27 protein-coding genes are annotated in these 23,017 nt (G+C 60.2%); 18 read left to right on the forward strand and 9 right to left on the reverse strand.

The genetic code is table 11. From position 1 onward, the window contains the following. Positions 1 to 58: 58 nt before the first annotated feature. From WNY37_RS03080 to cysS, 5 genes are all read right to left on the reverse strand, one after another. The gene (locus WNY37_RS03080; RefSeq protein ID WP_342971993.1) at positions 59 to 508 is read right to left on the reverse strand and encodes an iron-sulfur cluster assembly scaffold protein; all 450 of its coding nucleotides are present in this window, start codon (positions 506 to 508) and stop codon (positions 59 to 61) included. 40 nt (positions 509 to 548) lie between these two features. Beyond that, a complete protein-coding gene (locus WNY37_RS03085) occupies positions 549 to 1,178 on the reverse strand; it encodes an exopolysaccharide biosynthesis protein (protein ID WP_342971994.1) in 630 nt (209 codons plus the stop codon). Then, entirely contained in the window at positions 1,159 to 1,710 is a 552-nt protein-coding gene (locus tag WNY37_RS03090) for a phosphoglycerate mutase family protein (protein ID WP_342971995.1), read from the reverse strand. Before WNY37_RS03090 ends, WNY37_RS03085 begins: the two co-directional genes overlap by 20 nt. 161 nt (positions 1,711 to 1,871) lie before the next feature. Continuing rightward, positions 1,872 to 2,423, reverse strand: a complete 552-nt coding sequence (locus WNY37_RS03095; RefSeq protein ID WP_342971996.1) for a hypothetical protein — start codon at positions 2,421 to 2,423, stop codon at positions 1,872 to 1,874. A gap of 94 nt (positions 2,424 to 2,517) precedes the next feature. Beyond that, a complete protein-coding gene (gene cysS / locus WNY37_RS03100) occupies positions 2,518 to 3,903 on the reverse strand; it encodes a cysteine--tRNA ligase (protein WP_342971997.1) in 1,386 nt (461 codons plus the stop codon). Positions 3,904 to 4,285: 382 nt separating this feature from the next. On the opposite strand from cysS, the gene folE reads away from it, so the two are divergent. From folE to WNY37_RS03125, 5 genes are all read left to right on the forward strand, one after another. Continuing rightward, positions 4,286 to 4,900 carry a GTP cyclohydrolase I FolE gene (gene folE / locus WNY37_RS03105; protein WP_342974866.1) on the forward strand — a complete coding sequence of 205 codons (615 nt, stop codon included), beginning with the start codon at positions 4,286 to 4,288 and terminating at the stop codon, positions 4,898 to 4,900. A gap of 117 nt (positions 4,901 to 5,017) precedes the next feature. After that, on the forward strand, positions 5,018 to 5,779 hold the full coding sequence (locus tag WNY37_RS03110; protein WP_342971998.1) for a ThuA domain-containing protein: 762 nt from the start codon (positions 5,018 to 5,020) through the stop codon (positions 5,777 to 5,779). Positions 5,780 to 5,827: 48 nt separating this feature from the next. Beyond that, positions 5,828 to 6,184: a hypothetical protein gene (locus WNY37_RS03115; protein WP_342971999.1), complete on the forward strand. Its 357-nt coding sequence runs from the start codon at positions 5,828 to 5,830 to the stop codon at positions 6,182 to 6,184. A gap of 63 nt (positions 6,185 to 6,247) precedes the next feature. After that, positions 6,248 to 7,339: a transporter gene (locus WNY37_RS03120; protein WP_342972000.1), complete on the forward strand. Its 1,092-nt coding sequence runs from the start codon at positions 6,248 to 6,250 to the stop codon at positions 7,337 to 7,339. Positions 7,340 to 7,444: 105 nt separating this feature from the next. After that, positions 7,445 to 7,870 carry a hypothetical protein gene (locus WNY37_RS03125; RefSeq protein ID WP_342972001.1) on the forward strand — a complete coding sequence of 142 codons (426 nt, stop codon included), beginning with the start codon at positions 7,445 to 7,447 and terminating at the stop codon, positions 7,868 to 7,870. Between the two features lie 52 nt (positions 7,871 to 7,922). On the opposite strand, the gene hrpB is transcribed toward WNY37_RS03125, so the two are convergent. Beyond that, a complete protein-coding gene (gene hrpB / locus WNY37_RS03130) occupies positions 7,923 to 10,370 on the reverse strand; it encodes an ATP-dependent helicase HrpB (RefSeq protein WP_342972002.1) in 2,448 nt (815 codons plus the stop codon). 131 nt (positions 10,371 to 10,501) lie between these two features. Between hrpB and WNY37_RS03135 the strand changes: the two genes are divergently transcribed. The 7 genes from WNY37_RS03135 (at position 10,502) to WNY37_RS03165 (ending at position 16,798) form a co-directional block, all read left to right on the forward strand. Further along, a complete protein-coding gene (locus tag WNY37_RS03135; protein ID WP_342972003.1) occupies positions 10,502 to 11,233 on the forward strand; it encodes a glycosyltransferase family 2 protein in 732 nt (243 codons plus the stop codon). A gap of 204 nt (positions 11,234 to 11,437) precedes the next feature. Then, complete coding sequence (locus WNY37_RS03140; protein WP_342972004.1) at positions 11,438 to 11,905, forward strand: hypothetical protein; 468 nt, start codon at positions 11,438 to 11,440, stop codon at positions 11,903 to 11,905. A gap of 139 nt (positions 11,906 to 12,044) precedes the next feature. Next, entirely contained in the window at positions 12,045 to 13,736 is a 1,692-nt protein-coding gene (locus WNY37_RS03145) for an alanine/glycine:cation symporter family protein (protein WP_342974867.1), read from the forward strand. A gap of 99 nt (positions 13,737 to 13,835) precedes the next feature. After that, the gene (locus WNY37_RS03150) at positions 13,836 to 14,750 is read left to right on the forward strand and encodes a tyrosine recombinase (protein WP_342972005.1); all 915 of its coding nucleotides are present in this window, start codon (positions 13,836 to 13,838) and stop codon (positions 14,748 to 14,750) included. Between the two features lie 90 nt (positions 14,751 to 14,840). Then, positions 14,841 to 15,077 (forward strand): hypothetical protein, encoded by a 237-nt coding sequence (locus WNY37_RS03155; RefSeq protein WP_342972006.1) that lies wholly within the window; start codon positions 14,841 to 14,843, stop codon positions 15,075 to 15,077. A 76-nt stretch (positions 15,078 to 15,153) separates the two neighbouring features. Then, on the forward strand, positions 15,154 to 16,209 hold the full coding sequence (locus WNY37_RS03160; RefSeq protein ID WP_342972007.1) for a CoA ester lyase: 1,056 nt from the start codon (positions 15,154 to 15,156) through the stop codon (positions 16,207 to 16,209). Between the two features lie 37 nt (positions 16,210 to 16,246). Further along, on the forward strand, positions 16,247 to 16,798 hold the full coding sequence (locus WNY37_RS03165) for an energy transducer TonB (RefSeq protein ID WP_342972008.1): 552 nt from the start codon (positions 16,247 to 16,249) through the stop codon (positions 16,796 to 16,798). 59 nt (positions 16,799 to 16,857) lie between these two features. Here WNY37_RS03165 and WNY37_RS03170 read toward each other — a convergent pair whose 3' ends face one another. After that, positions 16,858 to 17,058 carry a dodecin family protein gene (locus WNY37_RS03170; RefSeq protein WP_342972009.1) on the reverse strand — a complete coding sequence of 67 codons (201 nt, stop codon included), beginning with the start codon at positions 17,056 to 17,058 and terminating at the stop codon, positions 16,858 to 16,860. A 143-nt stretch (positions 17,059 to 17,201) separates the two neighbouring features. Here WNY37_RS03170 and WNY37_RS03175 point away from each other — a divergent pair, with 143 nt between their 5' ends. The 4 genes from WNY37_RS03175 (at position 17,202) to sugE (ending at position 19,579) form a co-directional block, all read left to right on the forward strand. Next, the gene (locus tag WNY37_RS03175) at positions 17,202 to 17,621 is read left to right on the forward strand and encodes a nuclear transport factor 2 family protein (protein ID WP_342972010.1); all 420 of its coding nucleotides are present in this window, start codon (positions 17,202 to 17,204) and stop codon (positions 17,619 to 17,621) included. After that, positions 17,618 to 18,166: a GNAT family N-acetyltransferase gene (locus tag WNY37_RS03180; protein WP_342972011.1), complete on the forward strand. Its 549-nt coding sequence runs from the start codon at positions 17,618 to 17,620 to the stop codon at positions 18,164 to 18,166. Before WNY37_RS03175 ends, WNY37_RS03180 begins: the two co-directional genes overlap by 4 nt. Before the next feature lie 33 nt (positions 18,167 to 18,199). Beyond that, a complete protein-coding gene (locus WNY37_RS03185; RefSeq protein ID WP_342972012.1) occupies positions 18,200 to 19,162 on the forward strand; it encodes an acetyl-CoA carboxylase carboxyltransferase subunit alpha in 963 nt (320 codons plus the stop codon). Between the two features lie 96 nt (positions 19,163 to 19,258). Beyond that, a complete protein-coding gene (gene sugE / locus WNY37_RS03190) occupies positions 19,259 to 19,579 on the forward strand; it encodes a quaternary ammonium compound efflux SMR transporter SugE (RefSeq protein WP_342972013.1) in 321 nt (106 codons plus the stop codon). Between the two features lie 12 nt (positions 19,580 to 19,591). Here sugE and WNY37_RS03195 read toward each other — a convergent pair whose 3' ends face one another. Next, the gene (locus WNY37_RS03195) at positions 19,592 to 19,846 is read right to left on the reverse strand and encodes a hypothetical protein (protein WP_342972014.1); all 255 of its coding nucleotides are present in this window, start codon (positions 19,844 to 19,846) and stop codon (positions 19,592 to 19,594) included. Between the two features lie 104 nt (positions 19,847 to 19,950). Between WNY37_RS03195 and WNY37_RS03200 the strand changes: the two genes are divergently transcribed. Continuing rightward, positions 19,951 to 20,913, forward strand: a complete 963-nt coding sequence (locus WNY37_RS03200) for an ATP-binding cassette domain-containing protein (RefSeq protein ID WP_342972015.1) — start codon at positions 19,951 to 19,953, stop codon at positions 20,911 to 20,913. Continuing rightward, complete coding sequence (locus WNY37_RS03205) at positions 20,913 to 22,370, forward strand: ABC transporter permease (protein ID WP_342972016.1); 1,458 nt, start codon at positions 20,913 to 20,915, stop codon at positions 22,368 to 22,370. The genes WNY37_RS03200 and WNY37_RS03205 overlap by 1 nt, the downstream gene beginning before the upstream one ends. A gap of 18 nt (positions 22,371 to 22,388) precedes the next feature. On the opposite strand, the gene WNY37_RS03210 is transcribed toward WNY37_RS03205, so the two are convergent. Next, the gene (locus WNY37_RS03210; protein WP_342972017.1) at positions 22,389 to 22,880 is read right to left on the reverse strand and encodes an N-acetyltransferase; all 492 of its coding nucleotides are present in this window, start codon (positions 22,878 to 22,880) and stop codon (positions 22,389 to 22,391) included. Positions 22,881 to 23,017 lie beyond the last annotated feature (137 nt).

The following is a 23,017-nucleotide window of genomic DNA, read 5'->3' on the forward strand; positions in this document are numbered from 1 at the left end:
ACCCGATAGGGCTGCGCTAAAGTGAGCTTCGAGCCGGCAATTGGCTACAGCGGTGCGTTCAGGCCGCTGCAGCCCGATTAGTTCGCGCGGTCTCGATGGCCTCGCAGGCCGCTTCGAAAGCAAGCATTGTGGAGGTGTGGCGCGGCGGATAATCGGCAACGCCCTGAAGGTGGCGAAGCTCTGCAAACCGGCCTGTGGGTGGCTCTGCGCCGTCTTTCAGCATGGCCCGCAGGGCGTCGCGCGCTTCGAAAACCTCAGACACCGGGGCGCCGACGATGTGCTCCGACAGGATCGCCGTTGCGGCCTGGCCGAGCGCGCAGGCGCGCGGATCGACGGCCACGGCCTCGACCGTTTCGCCATCTTCGCTGAGCGCAATATCGACACGTACGACAGAGCCGCAGACGCGCGAGACCTTCTCGACGGATGCGTCTGCACCCTCAAGGGCCCCGACATGCGGGATATTGGCGGCCAGTTCCAGCACGCGATTATGATAAAGCTCAGCGCTCATGACGCTTAAATCGCCCCGAAACGCCTGAAGATCAAGTGAATCAGGTGAAGATGCCGTGCACGACGTCGATCACACGCGGCAGGACCCGGACGAGGATAATGATCGCGCCGGTCAGGGCGGCTCCGGCCAAGAGCAGGAACACGCCATCTCTCGCCGTCAGGGCGAGGCCGAACAGCAGAATGGTCAGGCCGGGCAGGACCGGGCCAAAGGGAAACAGCCCGAGCGGGATCGTCACAAGCGCTGCCGCAACGCAGATCATCCCGATCAGCGGTGCAACAATGGGTGCTGTCAGGAATGTCAGGCGCGGTTTTACGTAATGGTCGATCATCTTGGCGTATTTGCGCCCGCTATCGACGCCAGCGATGAGATGTTCGCGCTTGAATTCAAAGTCCAGAAGCCGGCGCGGCACCCATGGAAATTTCTTGCCGAAGACGATCTGGATCGAGATGAGAAGCGTCACGAGTGCAACCAGCCACGTCGCGCCCGGAATGAGCGTCAGCGGGCTGACCGAGATGAAACCGAGCAGGAGCAGGATGGGGCCATAGGCCCGGCGCCCGACGGCGTTGAGCAGGTCGCGAACCGAAACCGTTTCGCCTTCTGTCTGCTCGCAAAGGCTCTGCATCAGGCTTTCGAGATTGTTGACGGGACGCCTAGCCTTCGTCTGGGTCATAGCGCGCTCCAAAGCGTTTGATCTCTGTCTCAACAGTACCGGTGCCGACGCCTGTCAGCACGTAAAGCCGGTCATATTCGGCGGGTTCAAAGATCGGTTCGCCCGGCTCACCGCCAAGCGCGGCGGAAAGGTCAGGCGTGGTGTTGGAGTGTCCCACGACGAGCGCGGTTTCTGCATTGCCGCGCAGTGTTTCGGCGAAGGCTTCGAGGTCGCCCGGGTCATAGAATTCGATCTCGATGCCAAGTTCGGCGGCGAGCGGCCCGGCTGTCTGCTCGGTGCGCAGATAATCCGTCGACCAGATCGCCTTGATCCCTGCATCTTTCAGCATCTCGGCCAGCTCCGTCGCCCGCGTCTCGCCTTCAGGCGATAGAGGCGGATTGTCGACGTCGACTACCTTCTCGGCATGGCGCACGAGGTAGAGTGTGTAGCTGCCGTCAGCACCATCGAGTGCAGCGTCTCCTGTTGTCCCCGAACAGGCGGACAGAAGAACGACAATTATTCCCAGAAGAGACCAGGCGCGGAACGGGTTCATGGCGACACCTAAGCTGAAACCGGCGCTTAGGTCGAGACAAAGAGGGGGCAAACCGGAAAATCGGTGCAAGTCTGCACAAGTGGCACAAAAAAGAGCCGGACGCTTGGCCTCCGGCTCTCGATTAGTGCATTGGGCGGCTAGCCTTGGCTGGCCGGGGCCATTTACCCGGCCAGAGCCGGAAATTGCGGGTCATTGACCACTTTGCCGAGCAGATCACTCACCGTTGGTTGGAAAGCGTCGATGACGTTCTGGCAGGCGCTGATGGCGCTGAAGCTGGTCTTGAAGTCGTACTCCGTCGTGACCGTGTAGCCTTCCGGCAGCGAAGGTGACGAGACATTCAGGGCGACAGTCCATGACCCTGTACCGAAGGAATTGAAGCTGAGCTCCGTAATTTCGCCGCTGATGGCTGGCGCGCCCGACGCTATCAGGCCGGCCGCAAAGAGCTCTTCCTGAAAGGCGTCGTGAATATATTCGACGGGCGTTTGGCCCGGAGCCACTTCAAGCGCGCCCATTGCGCGGCAAGTCGGCGATGTATCGATGCCTTCAGCGGCCGTGAATTCGCCAACTGTCACTTTGGCATTGGTCGGCATGGCGTCCTGTGCGGCCATGATATTGGAAGTTGATGCCTTGTACGGGCGGCTCGACGTTGTTTCGCACGCGCCCAGAAGCAGTACAGACGCCGCTACGACGCTGCTCATCATGATGGTTTTCAAAGATTTCTCTCCCCTTCACCCCTTGTGGGCGTCTCCCCTTTAAGGCGAATTTTTTTGGGGCGTCCAGACTGGACGAGAGAAATTCACAAAACAATCAGATGCGACGCCAGGTCGAGCCCTGCGGTCCGTCCATGATTTCGATGCCTTCTTCGGCGAGCGCGCCCCGAATGCGGTCGGCTTCAGCCCAGTCCTTATTGGCGCGGGCGTCGACACGGGCCTGGACCAAGGCATCAATACGGGCCTTGTCGTCATCACTGCCGCCCTGTTCCCACTGGGCAGGTGTGAGCGTCAGCAGGCCGAGCAGGGCGCCGGCATCAAGCAGGTCCGCGCGCGCTTGCGCCATGCGAGACTCATCCTTGGCATCTGCAGCCTGATTCGCCTCAGAGGCGAGTCGTGAGAGTTCGGCTAGCGCCACAGGCGTATTGATATCGTCCTGCAAGGCCTTGAGGACGCCCTTGTCTTTCGCTGTACCGCCTTCGGCCTGCCAGACGCGGCGGAGCGCGCCATAAATGCGGCCCAGCGTGGTCTTGGATTGTTCCAGAAGGTCGCGCGTCCAGTCGAGCGGGGCGCGGTAATGGCCCGACAGCAGTGCAAACCGCAGCACTTCGCCCGGCCAATCAGCCAACAGGTCATGGATCAGCTTCACATTGCCGAGCGATTTCGACATTTTCTCGCCGTCCATGTCGAGGAAGCCATTGTGCAGCCAGTAGCGGGCCATCGGCTCGCCATGGGCGCATTCGGACTGGGCGATCTCGTTCTCGTGGTGCGGGAATTGGAGGTCGATCCCGCCGCCATGAATGTCGATCGTCTTGCCAAGTGTCGCAGCGATCATGGCCGAGCATTCGATATGCCAGCCGGGACGCCCGCGGCCCCAGGGGCTATCCCAGATCGCATCTTCTGGCTCGCCTTCCTTGGCGAACTTCCAGAGGGCGAAATCAGCCGGATTTCGCTTTTCCTCCGAAACGGCGACACGGGCGCCGGCCTCATTGTCTTCCAGCTTGCGGCCCGACAGTTTGCCATAGTCTTCCATCTGCTCGACGTCGAAGAAGACGCCGGATGGGGCGACATAGGCATAGCCCTTTTTCACCAGTTGCTGGGTGATCTTCAGCATGCCGTCAATGTGCCGGGTCGCCCACGGCTCAATGGTCGGTGGCAGAACATTCAGAGCCGTTATATCGGCGTTGTAGATCTCGGCATATTTGCGCGTGATTTCGGGGATGGGCGTGCCATCGGCCTGTGACCGCGCAATGATCTTGTCTTCCACGTCCGTGATGTTGCGCGCATAAACGACCGCGCTCTCGCCATAGGTGCGGCGCAGCAGGCGGTTCAGCACATCGAACACGACGGGCGGGCGAGCATTGCCGATATGGGCGTAATTATAGACGGTCGGACCACAGACATACACCGTCACGCGCGACGGGTCCTGCGGAACGAAGGCCTGCTTTTCACGCCCAAGCGTGTTGTAGAGTTTGATAGTCATCGGTGTGTTCTAATCCGGGAAAGTAAAAACAAAGGAAGCGGGCACGCGCGGGCGCAGCCTTTCGGCATCAGCAGCAGCGACAACACGATCTGTATGCGGCGAAAACCATCCCTGACGGTTCCTCGTTCTGGTTGCGGGCTCTATGACACAGCGGGTCCTCAGCGCCAAGTGGCGCCAGCGTTGCAGGCCGCGTCGAAAAAGGCTGACGCTGCGAAAACCGTTCGATTTTCTGGAAAACCAATCTGTTCTGCCCTATGTCTGTCTTTACGCCCTGAGGGTACAACTCGGGCGGGCGTTAAGTCCGGTATTGGAGTGCAAGGGCGCACTCACAGAACATCTGGCTCGACCCCCGTCCCTCAGAATACAGGATTCAGCCATGGCGATGGATACCATCACGACTGACAAGACACTCGCAAATGCCGACCCGGTGAAGCGACCGACACAGGAAGAAGCCGAAGATGCTGTGCGCACGCTGCTCGCCTGGGCGGGCGACGACCCGCGCCGCGAAGGCCTGATCGACACGCCGAAACGTGTCGTCAATGCCTATAAGGAATGGTTCCAGGGCTATGACGAAGACCCGGTCAAATACCTCTCGCGGACCTTCGACGATGTGCAGGGCTATGACGACATGGTCATGCTGCGCGAGATCGACGTCGAGAGCCATTGTGAGCACCACATGGCGCCGTTCCTCGGCACGGCCTATGTCGCCTACATGCCGACACAGGCCGTTGTCGGCATCTCCAAGATTGCCCGCGTCGTCGAAATTTTCGCCAAGCGCCTGCAGACGCAAGAAACGATGACCGCGCAGATCTGTGACGCGCTGACCGAAAGCCTTGCGCCAGCTGGCGTCGCCGTCCTGATCGATGCGGTCCACCAGTGCATGACGACCCGCGGCGTGCACCACCCTAACGTCTCGACGATCACGACGCAGTTCACGGGTGTGTTCAAGACGGACAAGGACATACGCGACCGCTTCCTTCGTCTTGCTGGTCGGTAAGACGGAAGACAAAATCAAAGCCATCAAGGCCGCTCCGGTTCAGGGGCGGCTTTTTTGTTGGCCTTCAGGGCGCGTCGAGATAGCGTCTCCCAAAACAATAAGGGAGGAGCGGGCAGCATGGCGAAACGCGTGTCAATCACAGCCCTCATCATCGGGGTATGTGCCTTAGTAGGCGCCTGCCAGAGTGAGCCTTCATCAGGCGCGACAGACGGCGCTGACATCCTTATCTTCTCGCACACGACGGGCTGGCGACACGATTCCATAGAGACGGGCGTTGAAGCGCTCACTTCACTGGCGCAAAGCAAGGGCTACAGCGTTGTCGCGACCGAAGACCCGGACATTTTCAGCGAGACCTCGCTCGACCCCTTCGAGGCGATCATCCTGTTAAATACAACGACGGGCCATGATGGCGATCAATGGTTTATCGGGCCGCGCGGCGAGGCCCTTCAGGATTTTGTGCATGACGGCAAGGGCATTGTGGCGATCCACGGTGCAGCCGACAGCCATTATGACTGGCCGTGGTATGGGGAGATGATCGGCGGTTGGTTTGAGCATCACCCACCCGGCACGCCGACCGGTACGCTGACCACGCTGGACCATGCCCACCCGTCGACTGAAAACCTGCCGGACCGGTTTTCGCGGACCGATGAGTGGTATTGGATAGACGGCTTTACGGTGCCGGGCGGTCTTCTGGTTACGCTCGATCCCGCGTCCATCGGCGAAGAGGGCGAGGCAAAACCGATAAGCTGGTGGCATGAATTCGAAAGTGGACGCGTCTTCTACACAGCCATGGGACATACGAAAGAGAGCTATGCAGACCCGCTATTTCTCTCCCATGTCGAAGGTGGGCTCGACTGGACACTCGGCAAAGCTGATTGATCAATCGCCGCATTGTTGGCGGCGCTCATAGGAGATAGCAGCACAATCATGTTGCGACGGTTACGTCAGATGCTCGGGCTGCTCGCCTTGTTTGCTTACCTCGCAAACGGCGCCCAAGCTCACATGCAGATTGTTTCCGGCGAGACAATTATCGTCCCGATCTGTGGTGACGGTCTGCATCGCACGATCGAAATGGAAGTCGGCGGTGAGCCACAAGACACCTCCGACACGACGTGCTGCGGTGATTGTGCCGTTCCGATGGCGATTGGCGTTGAACCGCCGAGCCAGCCGGTCCAGGCGCAGGTTGCGCATGTCCTCTCGTTTTCAGGCGTCACAGGCGCCGCTCATCCGCGCTCGCCTTTATGGCCGGGCGCGCCGCCGCAAGGCCCGCCAATTCTCGTTTGATCTGAACCGAAGTCTTCGAGCCGTGCGCGACAGCGCGGTCTGTTCAATCCTGCGAGAGATTTGATGACTATCAAGATGATATGCGCCGCGGTAGCGCTCAATGCCGCAATCATTCCTGTTGCCTACGCCCATGATGGCGATGGCGGGAACGTGACCTATGCCAGTGACCACGCGCCCATCGGCGTCATGGCCGACCACCGCCACAAAAAAGGCGAGTGGATGGTCTCCTACCGTTACATGTACATGGATATGGAGGGAAACCGGATCGGGACCGATGAGGTCGATCCCGACCCGATTGTGACAACAGTGCCAAACCGGTTCGCCGGCGCGCCCATGATGCCGCCAACCCTGCGTGTCGTGCCACTGGAAATGCCGATGCAGATGCATATGGGCGGCGCGATGTACGGCCTGGCGGATCGCATCACGCTGATGGGCATGGTCAACTATATCACCAAGGAGATGGACCTGCGCACCTATATGGGCGGAATGGGCACCAATGTGCTCGGTGACTTCACGACCGAGGTCTCCGGCTTTGGCGACACCAGCGTCGGCGCGATTATCGGCCTCGACGATGGCAGCTATGAACACCGCCAGGTCAATCTGTCCGTCATGGTGTCCATCCCGACCGGTTCAATCACCGAGACCGACACTGTGCTCACGCCGATGAACATGCAGACGGACATGCGTCTGCCTTATCCGATGCAGCTTGGCTCCGGCACATATGACCTCAAGCCGGCCCTGACGGCGCGCAGCCGGAGCGGCCGGTGGAGCTATGGAGCCCAGGTCTCTGGCGTGATCCGTCTTGATGACAATGATGAAGGCTATGCGCTCGGCGATGTGCTCGAAGGCACGGCCTGGCTCGCCTTTGAGCCACAGCCATGGGTCTCCATCTCCGGTCGCCTGAAGGCGAAATCGCAGGGCCAGATCGACGGAATCGACCCCAGGATCATGGCGCCCGTGCAGACCGCGGATCCTGACTATCAGGGTAGCGAAACGGTCGAAGCTCTCTTCGGTGTCAATCTCGCTGGCTCTGAAGGCTGGAAGAAGGGGCACAGGCTGGCGCTTGAGTTCGGGGTGCCGCTTCACCGCGATCTCAACGGCCCTCAGATGGAAACGGACTACACGCTGACCCTGGGCTGGCAGAAAGCTTTCTAGCGAGAATGGCCGGGCAAGCCTTTGCGGTTTGCCCGGCCAATTTCGAATTGACGCGTTCCGCTCCATGGGTTATCGTTTTTCGATAATAACAAGAAGGAGCCTCCCATGCGTGCTGAACTTGTCCGTGTTTCGCTGCATCATGTCGATATCAAGATCGTCACCGACGACGAGCAGATGCACGTCCTGCAATGGCGCCGCAATTTGCTGTGGGATGAAGTCCTGCTCGACGGGAAACGCCAGGCGCATTCGGGTGGGTTCGCCCGCGAGAAAGTCTATGGCCTGGTCTTCGGCAAGGACCGCGAGGGCAATGGCGGCACCAAGATCATGCTGATCCTCGATCCGGCAACCGACTATGGCAGCTTGACCGATTCAGCGCAGCGTCTGCGCGGTGTGCGTCTCGAAACGGCCGATGGACCGATTGTCGCCTATGGTTCGCTCGACCCGAAAACGCTCGAAAAGCCAGCCACATTCTCCGACTGGATGAAGAAGACGATGGGCATGGACTGGGGCGACGAGCGCCGGCCGCACTGATCATTCCAGCCTCATCCTTCGACGTCGCTCAGGATGAGGGCTTCTTTTGCATTTATTGAGAGCCCAGCCGCTTCTTCGTCATGCCGACGTGCGGCTTCGCGCTGGCCGGGTCGTCCGGCCAGTCATGTTTGGGGTATTGCGCGCGCATATCCTTGGCCATGTCGAGATAGCCGCCGGACCAGAAGCCTGAAATGTCTTGTGTAACGGCGATCGGCCGACCGGCGGGTGATATCAGTTGCAGGGTCACGGGCATGCGGCCACCGGCGATGGCGGGCTGGCGCGTGAGACCGTAAAGCTCCTGCGCCTTGGCTTCGACGAGGGGCGCATTTTCGCTGAGATAATCGATGTCGGCCTTGCGTCCGCTGGGTAGATCTATGCTGGTCGGCGCAAGTTCATCGATTTCCTGCGCCTTTGGCCAGCCCAGTGATTGCTTGATGGCGTTGGCTATCGTGCCATCGGACGGGAACTGAAAGGCTTTCGAACCAAGGACTGGAGCGAGCCATTCATCCACTGTTTCCACCAGGGCATTCTCCCCGATCAGAGGCCAGTCCTCACCGAACGCATCGTTCAGGAGCTTCAAGCGCGCCAGAACGGGCCGGACAGCCCTGCCCAGACCGGCAGCGTCCAGCCCGTTCTCACGCACGAAACCCAGAAAAGCCTCGCGGGCCGCATTCCCGGAGGGCTGGGGCAGGGGCGTTTCGGATAGAACAATCTTGCCGACAGCCTTGACCTGCCGGCCCTTGAAGCTGCGCGAGGCGGGGTCGAAACTCGCCCATTCCTCGGTTTCGGGCGGGTACATCGCCAAAATGTCGGCTTCGCGGATGGGGATGGCGAGCGTGATCCGTGAGCGGCCTGCCGCGCCCACCATGTCTGCGACGACAATCCATTGCGCCTGAGCGATGGCTGAGTCCGCCGGAAGATCGCCCGCCCGGCCATTGGCGAGCAAATAGCTCGTCGCTGAGCCATCCCTGCGCCGCGCCACCTGACCCGGCCAGGCCTTGGCAAGAAGCAGGGCGGGGTCGCCGAAGGCTCTGGCGCCATTTGACCAGCGATCAGCTTGTCGCCGAAGCGCCTTCGCGCGGCCTGATCCGTCCCGGTCAAAGCCTTCGATCCTGTCTTTCAGATTGATCGAGCTGCCGCCAATGCCCGGTTCGCTGGCAAGCGCGGCGATCTGCGAGGCGAGGGCGCGTTCACCGTCTGATGTCGCGCTCGCCACGAGGCTGGCATATCGCGGGGCTAGCGGCAGGGCAGCCATTCGCTTTCCGTGTTCGGTGAGCTGACCATCTTCCGTCAGCGCGCCGAACTCGATCAGCGTTTCTCGCGCCGCCTTGATACGCCCGGATGGCGGTGCGTCGAGCCAGGTGAGGCGCGAAGGATCGTTCTCGCCCCATTCAGCAAGACTGAGGAGAAGGCCCGACAGGTCGGCGTTCAGAATTTCAGGCGATGGCGCCGCATTTAGCCCACGCGTTTCTTCTTCGTCCCACAACCGATAGCAGACGCCTGGCCCCAGGCGCCCGGCTCGCCCGCGGCGCTGGTCGACATTGGCGCGAGCGGCGCGGATGGTTCTGAGGACGGACGTGCCGCTGGAGGGTTCAAATTCCGGCACGCGCGCCAGCCCGGAATCGACGACGACATGCACGCCATCAATCGTCAGTGCGCTTTCGGCGATGTCGGTGGCGAGGACGATCTTGCGCTGACCGTCAGGTGCGGGCTTTACCGCTTCGTCCTGTTCTCTGGGCGATAGCGCGCCGAAGAGAGGGTGAACGCTGATATTGGCTGGCAGGTTTGACAATCGCTCCGCCGTTCGCCGGATTTCGCCAGCGCCCGGCAGGAAAGCCAGGATCGACCCGGTTTCGGCGCGCGCTGCCTTCTCAATGGCCGTCGCCATCTGGTCTTCAATACGGTCCCGCGTGCGGCCAAGATATTTTGTCTCGACCGGGTACTGCCGCCCCTCACTCTCGACGACCGGGGCGTTCATCACGCCAGCAACCTTGTCCGTATCCAGCGTCGCGGACATGGCAAGGATGCGCAGATCTTCGCGAAAGACAGACTGGGCTTCCATGGCAAGGGCGAGGCCGAGATCGACATTGAGGCTGCGCTCATGGATCTCGTCAAAGATCACGCAGGCGACGCCATCCAGCGACGGATCGGCGAGGAGACGGCGCACGAACAGGCCATCGGTGATGACTTCAACCACGGTCTCTTTCGAGACTTTCCGTTCAATGCGCGTCGACAGGCCAATCCGCCCCCCGGTCCGCTCGCCCAGCGTTGCGGCCATTCGGTCGGCGGCCATGCGGGCGGCCAGCCGGCGCGGCTCGAGCATGATGATCCGGCCGTCCATTGGAGCGAACCCTTCGGTCAGTCCGGCAAGGGCGAGCGGCACACGCGTTGTTTTGCCGGCGCCGGGCGGGGCGGCCAGAACAAGGCGTTTTTCACCGCGCAGTTTATCGCTGATCTCGCCGAGCAGGCTTTCGATGGGGAGGTCGGTAGGCGTTGGCATTTGAAGCGGTCTCTAGTGCATTCTCGGCCACATGGCACGAGCCAACGCAGCATTTGCGGTCATCTTGTGTTTTGAAATAGGGTCGAAGCGCTTAAAGAGGCTCAGCAGAATTTGGGAAAGGTCCGTGCCAGATGGCTGAACCGCTAGAATTTTCCGTTGTCGTGCCGGTCCATAATGAGTCCGGCAATGTCGAAGCGTTGGTGCGAGAGATCGCCGCCGCGCTCGATGGGCGATCCTATGAGATGCTCTTCGTCGATGATGCATCAACCGATGACACGCGGGCGGTGCTGGCGGGCCTGAAGAAGGATTTTCCGGCCCTTCGCGTTCTCAGTCACCGCAAGAATGCCGGCCAGAGTCGGGCCATCCGCAGCGGTGTGCGCGCCGCGCGTGGCCGCGTTGTCGGTACGCTTGACGGTGACGGACAGAATGACCCGGCTGACCTGCCAGACCTTTATCGCGCTCTCACGCGCGCTGACGCGCCAGACGATCTCGCCATGGTCATGGGCCGCCGCGCCAGCCGCAAGGACACGGCCTGGAAGCGGTTCGGGTCGAAGTTCGCCAACTCCATCCGCAGGCGCATGCTGAAGGATGACTGTGACGATAGTGGTTGCGGGATCAAGGTGATCAAGCGCGATGCCTATCTCTCCCTCCCCTATTTCGACCATATGCACCGCTATATGCCCGCCCTGATCAAGGCAGAGGGCTATGAGGCCGAATTCATGGATGTGAACCACCGTGAACGCGGGACGGGCAATTCAAAATATACGAATTTTGGGCGCCTCTGGGCCGCCCTGTCAGACCTGCGCGGTGTGACCTGGCTGATCCGCCGCCGCCGCAATCCACAAGGGGCTGACGAGGTCTGATCACCGGCAAAAAGGCTGGTTCCGAAAAGACACGCCTCAATATCGACAGATAGTGTGCTAGAATTTCATGCTTAACAGGCCTGCACGGGGACGTTAGGCATGAGTCTTAGAGGAATCTTCGGGGCTGCGGCTGCAGCCCGGCTCGAGGATCGAAGAAAACGACAGGCCACCTCCGGCCGGTCAACGCAACGCAGGGGATCCAACATGCGCGTGCTACTCGGTATATTTCCGCTCCTGATCATTCCGGTCGCGATCTACAATCTGATCGCGCTGCCTTTTGGTGGAACGGCTGAGCCGGTTGACGGCGTCGTCACTGACAATATCGCACCCATTGTTAAGATGCTCAGCGAGCCGATGATGACCTTTCCGATGATTTCGGGGGTGAACTGGGCCATCACCAATGGCGAGATGCTGATCCTGTTCTCCATCGCGCTGCTGTTCATGGAAATCCTGAAGTCGACGAGTACCGGCACGGCCACCATCATCAACCACGCCATCTCGATGATCCTGTTCATCGTCTGCCTGGTCGAGTTCCTGCTGCTGCCGAACTTTGCGACCTCGGTCTTCTTCATCATCACGATCATGACGCTGCTGGATGTCTTGGCAGGTGTTGTCGTGACGATTGTTTCGGCCCGCCGCGACTTCGGCGTGGGCGAGGGCTTCAGCGCCTAGCTAATTTGCGCAACATTCTTACTCAACCGGGCGGGGCAGATGTAAAATCTGCCCCGTTCCGCTTCACAGAAGCGAAAACCTGTCTAGTGTCGCCCACTCATTACCGAGTGTCAGTGTGCCGGGGAGGCTAATCTTGGATTTGGATATCGTAACTCTCATTGAGAATGTCGCAGGTTTTATCTGGGGCGGAACCTGGGGAGACGCGACTGTCATCCCTGGCAATATCGGACCATTGGCCGTTGTCCTCCTGGGCACCGGCCTTTTCTTTATGATCCGTCTGGCCGGCCGTCCGCTCCGCCGGTTTGTGCCGGCGCTGGTGGAAGTCTGGCAGGGCCGCAAAGCCCAGAGCGACGACGGGGCGATCACGCCGTGGCAGGCGCTTTCGACCGCGCTTTCAGGGCAGGTCGGTACCGGGAACCTCGCTGGGGTGGCAACGGCCATCACGCTCGGTGGGCCGGGCGCGGTTTTCTGGATGTGGGTTGTTGCGATCTTCGGTATGGCGCTGGCCTTTGCCGAGAGTTCGCTTGCCGTCAAATATCGCGAGACCGACGAATATGGCCGCATCAATGGCGGCCCGATGTATTACATCAAGAACGGGCTTGGAAAAAAATGGCTCTGGCTCGCCATCATCTTCTGTATCGGCACGCTGATCTCCGCTGTGGCGACGGGCGGTATGATCCAGGCCAACTCCATCATGGAATCGGTCACTGAAACCAGTCAGTCGACCTTTGGGCTGAGCATTCCGCCCTGGGCGATTGGTTTGGTCCTCGCAGGGCTGGTCTTCGCCGTCATTATCGGCGGTATCAAGTCCATCGGTAGCTTTGCCGGCAAGGTCGTTCCGTTCATGGCGGGGCTTTACGTGCTCGCGGCCCTGATCGTTCTGATCATCAATGCGCCGAAAGTCCCCGAAGCCTTCATGCAGATTATCGAGTCGGCCTTCGGTCTGAAAGAAGCGGCTGGCGGAGCTGCGGGCTATGGGGTGATGCAGGCGGTTCGCTACGGCATCGCTCGGGGCCTCTTCTCCAACGAAGCCGGTCAGGGCTCAGCCCCGATCGCGCACGCGGCGGCCCGCACCAAGAACCCGGTCCAGCAGGGCGAGATCGCGATGATCGGTGTGTTCATCGACACGATCGTGATCTGTACGATGACGGCGCTTGTCATCCTGACGGTGACGGGAGACTTCAAAAAATCCGGCGCCCTCATGGCCGCTAATCAGTGTGTTGAAGCCGGACAGGAACTGCCGGAAGGCACAGACCTCGATACGCTTTTCCCAAGTGCCTACACCGATGGCCGTGAAGCGCTCATCGCGGAAAACGGCGCCGTGGCGACAGCCTGGCTTCAGGAATGTCAGGCGGCGGGCGTTGAGATGGATGAGACGGCGATCGCCGCGGCGTCCAATCCGGACATTCTGATTGATGTCGACCATGCCTGGGAGACGGATGCGAACTCTGCGGCCATCACGACACGCGCTTATGGCGCGGCGTTCCCGGGCGGCCAGTTCATCGTGCCGGTTGCTCTGTTCTTCTTTGCCTTCACCACCATTATCGGCTGGTCGTATTATGGTGAGCAGGCGGTGACCTATCTGATCGGGGAGTGGGCGACTCACCCCTTCCGGTATTTCTGGGTGATCGTCATTTTCCTGGGCGCGCTGGTCACGAATACGGACGCGCTATGGTTGTTCGGTGATATCGCGAACGCGTCCATGGCCTTCCCGAACCTGATCGCGATCCTCGCGCTATCCAGCGTTGTGATTGCCATGCACAAGATGAATGATGACCCCGATCACGGACATCCTGTGATCGACAAGAGAGAGGATCCGCCTGCCGAGTAAGAGCCGGGGTTTGAATTAAGGGACGGGGCGCGGGCAGCGATGGCCGCGCCCTCTTCATTTTAAGCGGGATGTTAAGCATCAGGGCGCCACACTCGGCAAATGTCTGACGCTGCCCGCATTGATGCATTCCTTGAAATGATGAGCGCCGAGCGCGGGGCCTCGCCCAATACGCTCGACGCCTATGGCCGCGACCTGCGCGATGCGTCCGATTTCATGAAGGGCAAGCTGATCAATGCCGATGCGGCGAAGGTCTCGAAATATTCGAGCTGGCTGGCGGGGCAGGGGCTCGCGCCGCGCAGCCAGGCCCGGAAGCTTTCATCCCTGCGCCGTTTCTTTCGCTTCCTGTTCGAAGAGGGCGCGCGCAAGGACGACCCGACCTCGCGCGTTGAAGGGCCGAAAGCGGGGCGCGATATCCCGGACGTGCTGTCGCGCGAGGAGATGGACCGCCTGATTGCCGCGTGCGGCGAGGATGTGCGCCTCAGATGCCTGGTCGAACTGCTCTATGGGGCGGGGCTGCGGGTCAGTGAGCTTGTAAGTCTGAAACTTGGAAACCTCCCGCGCCGCAAAGGTGAGCGCTGGGAAACAACCGACATTATCGTGCGCGGAAAGGGCGGTAAGGACCGGTTGTGCCCGCTGGGGCGTCCGGCGCTCGACGCCATCCTGGACTGGTTGTCAGTGCGCGAAGATAGCCTGCCGAAGAAGACGCTAAAGCGCGGCGGAGCCGGCGCCTACCTGTTTCCGTCTCGTGGCAAGGACATGCACCTGACCCGCCGCCGTCTGGGCCAACTCCTGAAAGATCTGGCACTTGAGGCTGGTCTTGACCCGGCGCGCGTCCACCCGCACGCGCTGCGCCACGCCTATGCGACCCATCTGCTGCAAGGCGGGGCAGATTTGCGGTCGGTACAGACCTTGCTTGGTCATGCCGATATATCAACGACCGAAATCTATACGCATGTCTTGCAGGACGAACTGGCAGAGCTTTTGGAGACGACTCATCCGCTGCAACTGAAATAAACTGCGGTCCGCCCCTCGCGATTCCGCGCAGTCGATATAATATCCACCCACGCGCAGGATGGCTGCGCCCGATTTAACGAGACTAGACCCATGGCATTCATTCGCGCTTTCGTCGCTTCCCTCTTTGTTTTCGAGATCACCGGCGCGTTCGCGCTTGGCTTTGCGACGCTCGTTCTCTTCGCGCTTCACGTGCATGGCATCGCCTTCTGGAGTGTTGAAGCGATTACAGCTGCGGCAACTGTGTATGTCTCCTTCCTGTTCTTCCTTCGCGCTTTCAAGAGCGAGAAGAGCATGGCGCTTTCGCCTGCTCGCGACACCGAAGACTAGGTCTCGCCGCCTCGGCCCCATCGGTTGATTGACGGGCCTCCCGCTGCGGCTATGTTGCGCTGCAACGGAGGACCTTATGAGTCAGAAAACACCACGGAATTTCTTCAAACCGCTCGCGATTGGCGCGCCCGACCCGATGCGGGATCTGCCCGTTCGTCTGGAGCGGATGATCCATTTCGTGCCGCCTCATCTGGACAAGGTGCGCGCCAAGGTGCCGCAAATGGCCGATCAGGCTGACGTTGTGCTCGCCAATCTGGAAGATGCGATCCCGTCTGATGCCAAGGATGCCGCTCGCGCCGGCGCCATCGAGATGGCGAACATGGTCGATTGGCAGGCCAAGGGCACGGGCTTCTGGAGCCGGGTCAATCCGCTGAATTCGCCGTGGTTCCAGGAAGACGTTTCCGAACTCGTCCTGAAAGCCGGTCACCAGCTGGATGTGATCATGCTGCCCAAGGTCGAGGGCCCGTGGGATATTCATTTCGCCGATCAGTATGTCGCCCAACTCGAAGCGAAGGCCGGGCTGAAGCGCCCGATCCTTTTCCACGCGATCCTTGAGACGGCGCAGGGCATGGCGCTGGTCGAGGATATTGCGCTCGCTTCCCCGCGCATGCAGGGCATCTCGCTCGGCCCGGCAGACCTTGCCGCTGACCGCAAGATGAAGACGACCCGCGTCGGCGGTGGTCACCCATTCTACCGCGTCATCGACGATCCGAATGAAGACGGAAGCCCGCGCGCCAATGCCCAGCAGGACCCTTGGCACTATACGATTGCCCGCATGGTCGATGCCTGCCGCATGGCTGGGATCAATGCCTTCTACGGCCCTTTTGGGGACATTTCCGATCTCGATGCCTGTGAGCAGCAATTCCGCAATGCCTATTTGCTCGGCTGCTCGGGCACATGGTCACTCCACCCGAACCAGATTGCCATCGCCAAGAAAGTGTTCAGCCCGGATGCTGACGAGGTGAAGTTTGCCCGCCGCATTCTGGAAGCGATGCCGGATGGCTCTGGTGTGGCGATGCTGGATGGCAAGATGCAGGACGATGCCACCTGGAAACAGGCCAAAGTGATCTCTGATCTGGCTGACCTCGTTGCGGCGAAAGATCCTGATCTGGCGGCGGCTTATTCGGCCTGATAGGATGAGGCGTTAACGACAGAAGGACGTTTCCCTTATGCGAATTTCAACAATCACAGCGATGGCAGCGGGGCTTGGCCTCGTCGCCGCTTGCGCTGTTGACCCGGTTAGTCCCGTCTATGTGCCTAACCCTGCCGGGACCGGTGCAACCGCCTCTTCGCCGGCCACCGACCTGATGATTGCCGAATGCGGTCATGCTGGGGCTGATCTGGCCAGCATTGTCTTTCCCGATGGCTGGCAGATGCGGTTGGCAGAAGTGGCAACCAAGAGCGCGTCGAATGACGAGCTGCTTGGCGGGCCGGTCACAACTGAAGTTGTGGACCGCAATGCAAAGCCAATCTCGCCACCTGTCCCGACTTATCCGTCCAATGCGGCAATGACGGGACGTGAGGGCGTTTGTGAGGTGATGTTTGATGTGAACAAGTCCGGCGCCCCGGAAGAGATTCTGACGGCCTGCTCCTCACCGGAGTTCAATGCGTCCGCTTTCAATGCCGTTTCGAGCGTGCGCTTCGGGCCGAAAGTCGTGGACGGACGCAATGTTCGACGGCTGAACGTGGTTTATCCGCTGCAATACTGCCTTGGCGGATAAGGCTGGCGGCGCCATTCAAGGTCCCGGACGACGCGCCTTGGCGCCGTCCGGTTACAACCCTAATCGTCGAGGACGAAGGTCACTTTCATGGTGACATAAAAATCGTCGATCTTGCCGTCCGAGACGCGGCCCTTGATGTCAGACACCCAGACATGCTCGACGTTCTTCAGCGTTTTCGAGGCGCGCTTGACGCCTTCCTCGATCGCATCCTGGATCGAATTTCCTTTGGCAGTGATTTCTGTGACGCGGGCAACACTCATTGTTGGCCCTCCTTGCAAGTAATGAAGCCCACCCCAGGCCCATTGAACCAAACCATAAACCGGCAGGAGGTTCCAGCGTAAGGTCTTCGCGCGGCGCGATTTGCGGGCTACAGGTGAGCAACGCGCAAGCCCGGGAGGACAAAATGATCGCCAGGACAGGACATTCAAAAAACCTGCAACGCTGGATGGACTATCTCTTTGGAAGTCATGATCCGGCTGACCTCGCCGATATGCTTCACGATGATGTGATCTTCCGCAGCCCCGTGGTCCATACGCCTCAAGAGGGCAAGGCCATAACGATGATGTATCTCGGCGCAGCCGGCCAGACGCTTGCGAACGATACGTTCCGCTATGTCCGGGTCTTTGATTGCGGCGACAAGGCGGTGCTCGAGTTCGAGTGCGAAATGGACGGGGTTCTCGTCAACGGTATCGACATGATCGAGTGGAATGATGCTGGCAAAATCACAGATTTCAAAGTCATGGTGCGCCCGCTCAAGGGTATGCAGGCCGTTCACGCGGCGATGAAGGCGATGCTCGAAAAAATGAAGGCCAGTCAGGTGTGAGCGGAGGACGCGACGTCCCGATCCTGAAAACCGACCGCCTTCTGCTTCGCGGGGCAGAGGCGAGCGATTTTGAAGCCAGCGCGGCAATGTGGGGCGACCCTGCCGTCGTCAAACATATTGGTGGCCAGACACGGGACCGTCAGGATGCCTGGTTCACCCTCTGCCGGATGCGCGGCATGTGGGATGTCGCGGGATATGGAAACTGGGTCGTCTGCGAAAAGAGCACCGGCAAATTCCTGGGAGAGGTCGGCCTCGCAAACTTCATGCGCGGCCTGAAGCCTGACATATCTGAGTTTCCTGAAGCCGGGTGGGCCTATGCCACGCACGCCCATGGAAAAGGCTATGCGACTGAAGCCCTGCAGGCGGTTCTCGACTGGTCGGACGAGGCGCTCCAGGCCGCAAGGATCGTCTGCATCATTGATACCGAGCATGTCGCATCCCGGCGTGTCGCCGAAAAGTGTGGCTTCCGCTTTGTAATGATGACGGAATATCGCGGAAATGAGGTCCAGCTGTTCGAACGACAGATGACCGGTCAAAAGGTCTAGGATTCTCAGTCAACGCAAGCTAGTTTGCCCGCCATGCCTACGACGTATCTCGATTTCGAAAAGCCGATTGCCGAGCTTGAGACAAAAATTGCCGAGCTGGAATCGCTGTCCAAGGCGGGCGAAGGCCCGTCCATTTCCGATGAGCTGAAGAAGCTCAAGGATAAGGCGGCCAAGCAGTTGAAGGATACTTATTCCTCGCTGACGCCCTGGCGGAAGACGCAGGTGGCGCGCCACCCTGAGCGCCCGCATTTTTCTGACTATGTCGAATACCTGCTGGATGATTTCCAGGAACTGGCCGGTGATCGCGTCTTCGGCAATGACGAAGCCGTGATTGGTGGCCTCGCCACGTTCCGCGGCCGCAGCGTTGTCGTCATGGGGCACGAAAAAGGCCGGACGACCGAAAGTCGCCTGCGGCACAATTTCGGCATGGCGCACCCGGAAGGCTACCGCAAGGCTGTGCGCCTGATGGATCTGGCCGATAAATTCAATCTGCCCGTACTTTCATTTGTCGACACTGCCGGGGCCTTCCCCGGTAAAGCCGGCGAAGAGCGCGGCCAGGCCGAGGCGATTGCCCGGTCGACCGAGCGCTGTCTGACCCTTTCGGTCCCGATGGTCTCGCTGATCATCGGCGAGGGCGGTTCCGGCGGCGCGATCGCCATCGCGGCGGCCAACAAGGTGCTGATGATGGAGCACTCCATCTATTCCGTCATTTCGCCGGAAGGCTGTGCGTCGATCCTTTACCGAGACGCCGCAAAGGCCCGCGATGCGGCTGAAGCGATGAAGATCACGTCTGAAGACCTGCTCAAGCTGAAAATCATCGATGCCGTCGTGAAGGAGCCGTTGGGCGGTGCCCATCGAGACCCACAGCGTGCGGTCAGTCAGGCGGGAAAATCGATTGAAAAAGCCCTCTCTGAGCTTGATGGCCTGTCGGAAGCCGAACTCAAGCGCCAGCGCCGCGAGAGGTTCTACGCGATCGGCCGTGAAGGCCTGAACTAGGCCGGCCGGTCACAATCTGACTCGCAGGGGCCACGACCTCGCCCATCTGGGAAGAAAGTCCGGGACGGCCCGGCGCTTGTCAGAAGGAGCCTTGGAATGGCCTGGATTGTACTTTTTGTCGCGGGCCTTCTGGAAGTGGTCTGGGCCTTTGCCATGAAGCAGTCGGTGGGATTCACACGCCTGATCCCATCCGTCATCGCGATCATCGCCATGGTTGCCAGCTTCAGCCTGCTGGCCTGGTCAATGCGAATTCTGCCGCTCGGCACCGCTTATGCGGTCTGGACCGGGATTGGCGCTGTCGGTGCGTTCCTGGTCGGCGTCATGTTTCTCGGGGAGAGCGCAAATGCCATGCGGCTTTCCGCTGTCGCGCTGATCATCGGCGGGATCGTCCTGATGCGACTATCAACGTCGCCGTGAGCTGAACCGGGATCAGTCCTCGTCGCAGGTGGTGCAGCTTTCGGTCGCCGGATCATGCGTCAGGCGGGACATGTTGATCTGGTCTCCGCAGTACAGGCAGTGACCAAAGCGGCCCGTGTCCAGGCGTCTGAGAGCGGCATCAATCCGCTTGAGCGTCGCTTCGCCTTCGACAGGCATGGTCGTGCGATCGCCGCCATCGTCCCCTGAAGGGCGCGCCGTGCGAATGAAGGTCATAGCCGAGGGGCGAGGTCCGGACTGCCGCGTCATGACAGTTAGCCTGCGCCTGCTTTAATGACTTTGCAAGGGCTAGCCATCAAACACTGGGTGTGGATTATCGAGAGTCGGAAAAGACTCCGGAAAATGGAGGGGTGATGAGCGTGCATCCACTTGAAATGACGTCCGTTACCAAGCGCTTCGGCTTTTTTACGGCCGTGCGCAATCTGAGCCTGACGGTGCCACAGGGCTCAATTGTCGGCTTTCTTGGGCCGAATGGCGCCGGCAAATCGACAAGCCTTCGCATGGCGCTCGGCGTGCTGAGCCCGGATGAGGGCGAGGTCAGCCTGTTTGGCGGTCCGCCGAATATCGAAACCTTGAAACAGGTCGGTTTCCTACCCGAAGAGCGCGGCCTCTACAAAAAGATGAGCCCGCGCGCGATCATTTCCTATTTTGCACGCCTGAAAGGGATGACGGCGTCTGAAAGCCGCAAGCGCGCTGATGAGCTGCTGGAAGTGATGGGGCTTGAGAATTTTGGCCGCTCGCGGATTTCGAAGCTGTCGAAAGGCATGGCCCAGAAGGTCCAGATCCTCTCAGCGCTCGCCCACAGGCCGGACTTCCTGATCCTGGACGAGCCGTTTTCGGGGCTCGACCCTGTGAACCAGCAGGGCCTTGAGGACATGATCATCGAGGAGCACAAGCGCGGCGCCACCATTCTGTTTTCGACGCATGTCATGGAACACGCAGAACGCCTTTGCGACTCGATTGTGATGATGGCGCGCGGCCGCAAGGTCTTCGATGGCACGCTGGACGAGGCATTCGGCGCGCTTGGACGCGCGGCGCTGATCGGGGTCGATGAAGGCTATGACCTGAATGCCGCCATTGCGCCGAAGGGGTTTGCCGACAATGAGCAGGTCGGTGATTATTGGCGCGTGTCGCTGCCTGTAGGCAAGGATGCTCAGGACGCCCTTCGCGCCGCCATTGATGCTGGCGCGCCGATTACCAGTTTCCGGCCGGAAGATGCGCGGCTTCGCGACGTGTTCGTTTCGCTCGTCTCTGAGGCCGAAGCACAGGATCTTGCAAAGACCCTTGCCACCAGCAAAGCGACGGAGGCCGCCTGATGCGTTCAATCTATCTCGTCGCCCGCCGCGACTATCTTGGCTATGTACAGGCTTGGGGCTTCTGGCTCGGCCTGCTGCTGACACCGATCCTGATGGGCGTTGGCATGATGGCCCCGACCTGGGCCGCCAACTCACAGCCGACGCGCTATTACACCGTCATCGAACAGGGAACCGACTTTGCCGATGCCCTGCGCGCTGAGCTCCAGGAAGACCGAATATCGATGGCGCGGATGACGCTGGACCCGGTTGGCGTCATGAATGGCGAGCCGAATGACAAGGTCCAGACCTTTGATGCGGCCATTGAAGCGGGAAAGACCGTTGAAGCTGCGCTGGCCGAGGCCGGGGATGCACAAATCACCCTGCCGCAAGCCGATTTTATCAGGGTGGACCCGCCCGCCATGGATGAAGACTCCATCAGGCCATATCTGATGGGCGAGCGCCTGATTCAGACGAATGACGGCGAGCAGCCTCTCTTTGCGGCGATTTTCGTGCCGGACAATGATGGCGAGATCGAATATTGGAGCGAGAATGTTACCTCGCGCGCCCTGCTCAATCAGGTCCGTGCTGCAGAGCGCAAGCTCACCGAGAGAAAGGTCTTTGAAGCGGCCGGCGTCAGCCCACGCATTTTGAACGAGGCCGAGAATCAGCGCCGCGAAATCACCGAACGCCGCGCGCGTCCGGCGTCTTCAGACACGGGATCGGCCGTTACGATGGCGGATCGCGCCCCCTTTATCGCGTCGGTCTTCATGGCCTTCCTGCTCTGGTTCCTGATCTTCTCGGTCGTGAACTACCTGTTGATGGGCACGATTGAGGAGCGCTCCAACAAGATCTTCGATTCGCTTCTGACGTCCGTGAAACTGCCCCACATGCTGGCCGGCAAACTGCTTGCGGTGCTTGCTGTTGCGCTGACGCTGATGATGGTCTGGGCAATCGGTGGCACGGTGATGGGTACGGTCCTGTCGGGCAGCATGCCGGCGGATATGCGGGAGAGCATGTTCTCTGTTGCTGGCGCCGTCCTGAAACCCGGCCTCTTGCTCCCAGCCATCCTCAGCTTTGTGCTCGGCTATCTCATGTATGGCGCGGTGTTCCTGGCGCTTGGCTCGCTCTGTGACACAATCCAGGAAGCCCAGACGCTGATGACGCCGCTCATCGTCATGCTGATGGTGCCGATGTTCATGATCATTGTCGCGCTCTCCGATCCTGAATCGCCGATCCTGTCAGTGATGAGCTGGGTCCCGGTCTTCACGCCCTTCCTGCTCATCCTGCGCATTCCGACATCCCCGCCAATGTGGGAAGTCGCTGGCCTGCTGCTGCTCATGGTGGTGGCGAGCTTCACCGTCCTCTGGCTGGCCTCTCGCGTTTACCGCGCGGGCGCTGTCCACGGGGCCGGGGTCGGCGACGTCGGCAAATGGTTCGCCAAGATGATCCCCGGGAAGAAGGCGAAGTCCGAGAGCTAAGTCGGCGCTTTATTTCTCTTATTCGAGACCTGGAGAGAACGTCAGTACGCCCGAAGGCGTCTGACTTCCGAAGGCGAGCCATTGAACAAGCTCTGAAGGCAGGTCGCGGTACGTCACCCGGCCGTCTGCCCTGAAGCCAAATCTCGAATAGTAGGCAGGGTCGCCGATCAGGATGCAGCCATGAGCGCCAAGAGCTCGTATCTGGTCGAGGCCATGCTCGATCAATGCGCTGCCGATGCCGGTTCGTTGCCTGCCCGGCAAAGCGGACACGGGGCCCAAGCCATACCAGTTGTCAGCCAGTCCATTGAGCTTGACGGGCGAAAACGCAATGTGTCCGACAAGTTCGCCAGCCTCCACAGCAACAAGTGAGAGCGTCAGATCACCGTCTGCGCGCAGCCTGTTGATACAGTCGGCTTCATTACCGGCACTGAATGGCATGGGAGCGAAAGCGATTTCGGTGAGGTGGTAGATCGCATCGCGGTCTCCAGCCGATTCTGCTCTGATATCCATCAAAGTCCTCTTGAAGCTTTGCGACGAAAACGGTTCATTGCACGATCGACCGCCACACTTTGAATAGTCTGTCCCAGGACGGCGTCGCGGTCTTTTATGTCCACAATGAAAAAAACCCCTCCGGTTTTCACCGAAGG

The organism is Henriciella sp. AS95 (genome assembly GCF_038900055.1).
Taxonomy (GTDB): Bacteria; Pseudomonadota; Alphaproteobacteria; order Caulobacterales; family Hyphomonadaceae; genus Henriciella.

Coding starts and splice junctions, on each gene's coding strand:
- WNY37_RS03080 (WP_342971993.1), bottom strand. CDS start 508: ATGAGCGCTGAGCTTTATCATAATCGCGTGCTGGAACTGGCCGCCAAT.
- WNY37_RS03085 (WP_342971994.1), bottom strand. CDS start 1,178: ATGACCCAGACGAAGGCTAGGCGTCCCGTCAACAATCTCGAAAGCCTG.
- WNY37_RS03090 (WP_342971995.1), bottom strand. CDS start 1,710: ATGAACCCGTTCCGCGCCTGGTCTCTTCTGGGAATAATTGTCGTTCTT.
- cysS (WP_342971997.1), bottom strand. CDS start 3,903: ATGACTATCAAACTCTACAACACGCTTGGGCGTGAAAAGCAGGCCTTC.
- folE (WP_342974866.1), top strand. CDS start 4,286: ATGGATACCATCACGACTGACAAGACACTCGCAAATGCCGACCCGGTG.
- WNY37_RS03110 (WP_342971998.1), top strand. CDS start 5,018: ATGGCGAAACGCGTGTCAATCACAGCCCTCATCATCGGGGTATGTGCC.
- WNY37_RS03115 (WP_342971999.1), top strand. CDS start 5,828: ATGTTGCGACGGTTACGTCAGATGCTCGGGCTGCTCGCCTTGTTTGCT.
- WNY37_RS03120 (WP_342972000.1), top strand. CDS start 6,248: ATGACTATCAAGATGATATGCGCCGCGGTAGCGCTCAATGCCGCAATC.
- WNY37_RS03125 (WP_342972001.1), top strand. CDS start 7,445: ATGCGTGCTGAACTTGTCCGTGTTTCGCTGCATCATGTCGATATCAAG.
- hrpB (WP_342972002.1), bottom strand. CDS start 10,370: ATGCCAACGCCTACCGACCTCCCCATCGAAAGCCTGCTCGGCGAGATC.
- WNY37_RS03135 (WP_342972003.1), top strand. CDS start 10,502: ATGGCTGAACCGCTAGAATTTTCCGTTGTCGTGCCGGTCCATAATGAG.
- WNY37_RS03140 (WP_342972004.1), top strand. CDS start 11,438: ATGCGCGTGCTACTCGGTATATTTCCGCTCCTGATCATTCCGGTCGCG.
- WNY37_RS03150 (WP_342972005.1), top strand. CDS start 13,836: ATGTCTGACGCTGCCCGCATTGATGCATTCCTTGAAATGATGAGCGCC.
- WNY37_RS03155 (WP_342972006.1), top strand. CDS start 14,841: ATGGCATTCATTCGCGCTTTCGTCGCTTCCCTCTTTGTTTTCGAGATC.
- WNY37_RS03160 (WP_342972007.1), top strand. CDS start 15,154: ATGAGTCAGAAAACACCACGGAATTTCTTCAAACCGCTCGCGATTGGC.
- WNY37_RS03165 (WP_342972008.1), top strand. CDS start 16,247: ATGCGAATTTCAACAATCACAGCGATGGCAGCGGGGCTTGGCCTCGTC.
- WNY37_RS03170 (WP_342972009.1), bottom strand. CDS start 17,058: ATGAGTGTTGCCCGCGTCACAGAAATCACTGCCAAAGGAAATTCGATC.
- WNY37_RS03175 (WP_342972010.1), top strand. CDS start 17,202: ATGATCGCCAGGACAGGACATTCAAAAAACCTGCAACGCTGGATGGAC.
- WNY37_RS03185 (WP_342972012.1), top strand. CDS start 18,200: ATGCCTACGACGTATCTCGATTTCGAAAAGCCGATTGCCGAGCTTGAG.
- sugE (WP_342972013.1), top strand. CDS start 19,259: ATGGCCTGGATTGTACTTTTTGTCGCGGGCCTTCTGGAAGTGGTCTGG.
- WNY37_RS03195 (WP_342972014.1), bottom strand. CDS start 19,846: ATGACGCGGCAGTCCGGACCTCGCCCCTCGGCTATGACCTTCATTCGC.
- WNY37_RS03200 (WP_342972015.1), top strand. CDS start 19,951: ATGAGCGTGCATCCACTTGAAATGACGTCCGTTACCAAGCGCTTCGGC.
- WNY37_RS03205 (WP_342972016.1), top strand. CDS start 20,913: ATGCGTTCAATCTATCTCGTCGCCCGCCGCGACTATCTTGGCTATGTA.
- WNY37_RS03210 (WP_342972017.1), bottom strand. CDS start 22,880: ATGGATATCAGAGCAGAATCGGCTGGAGACCGCGATGCGATCTACCAC.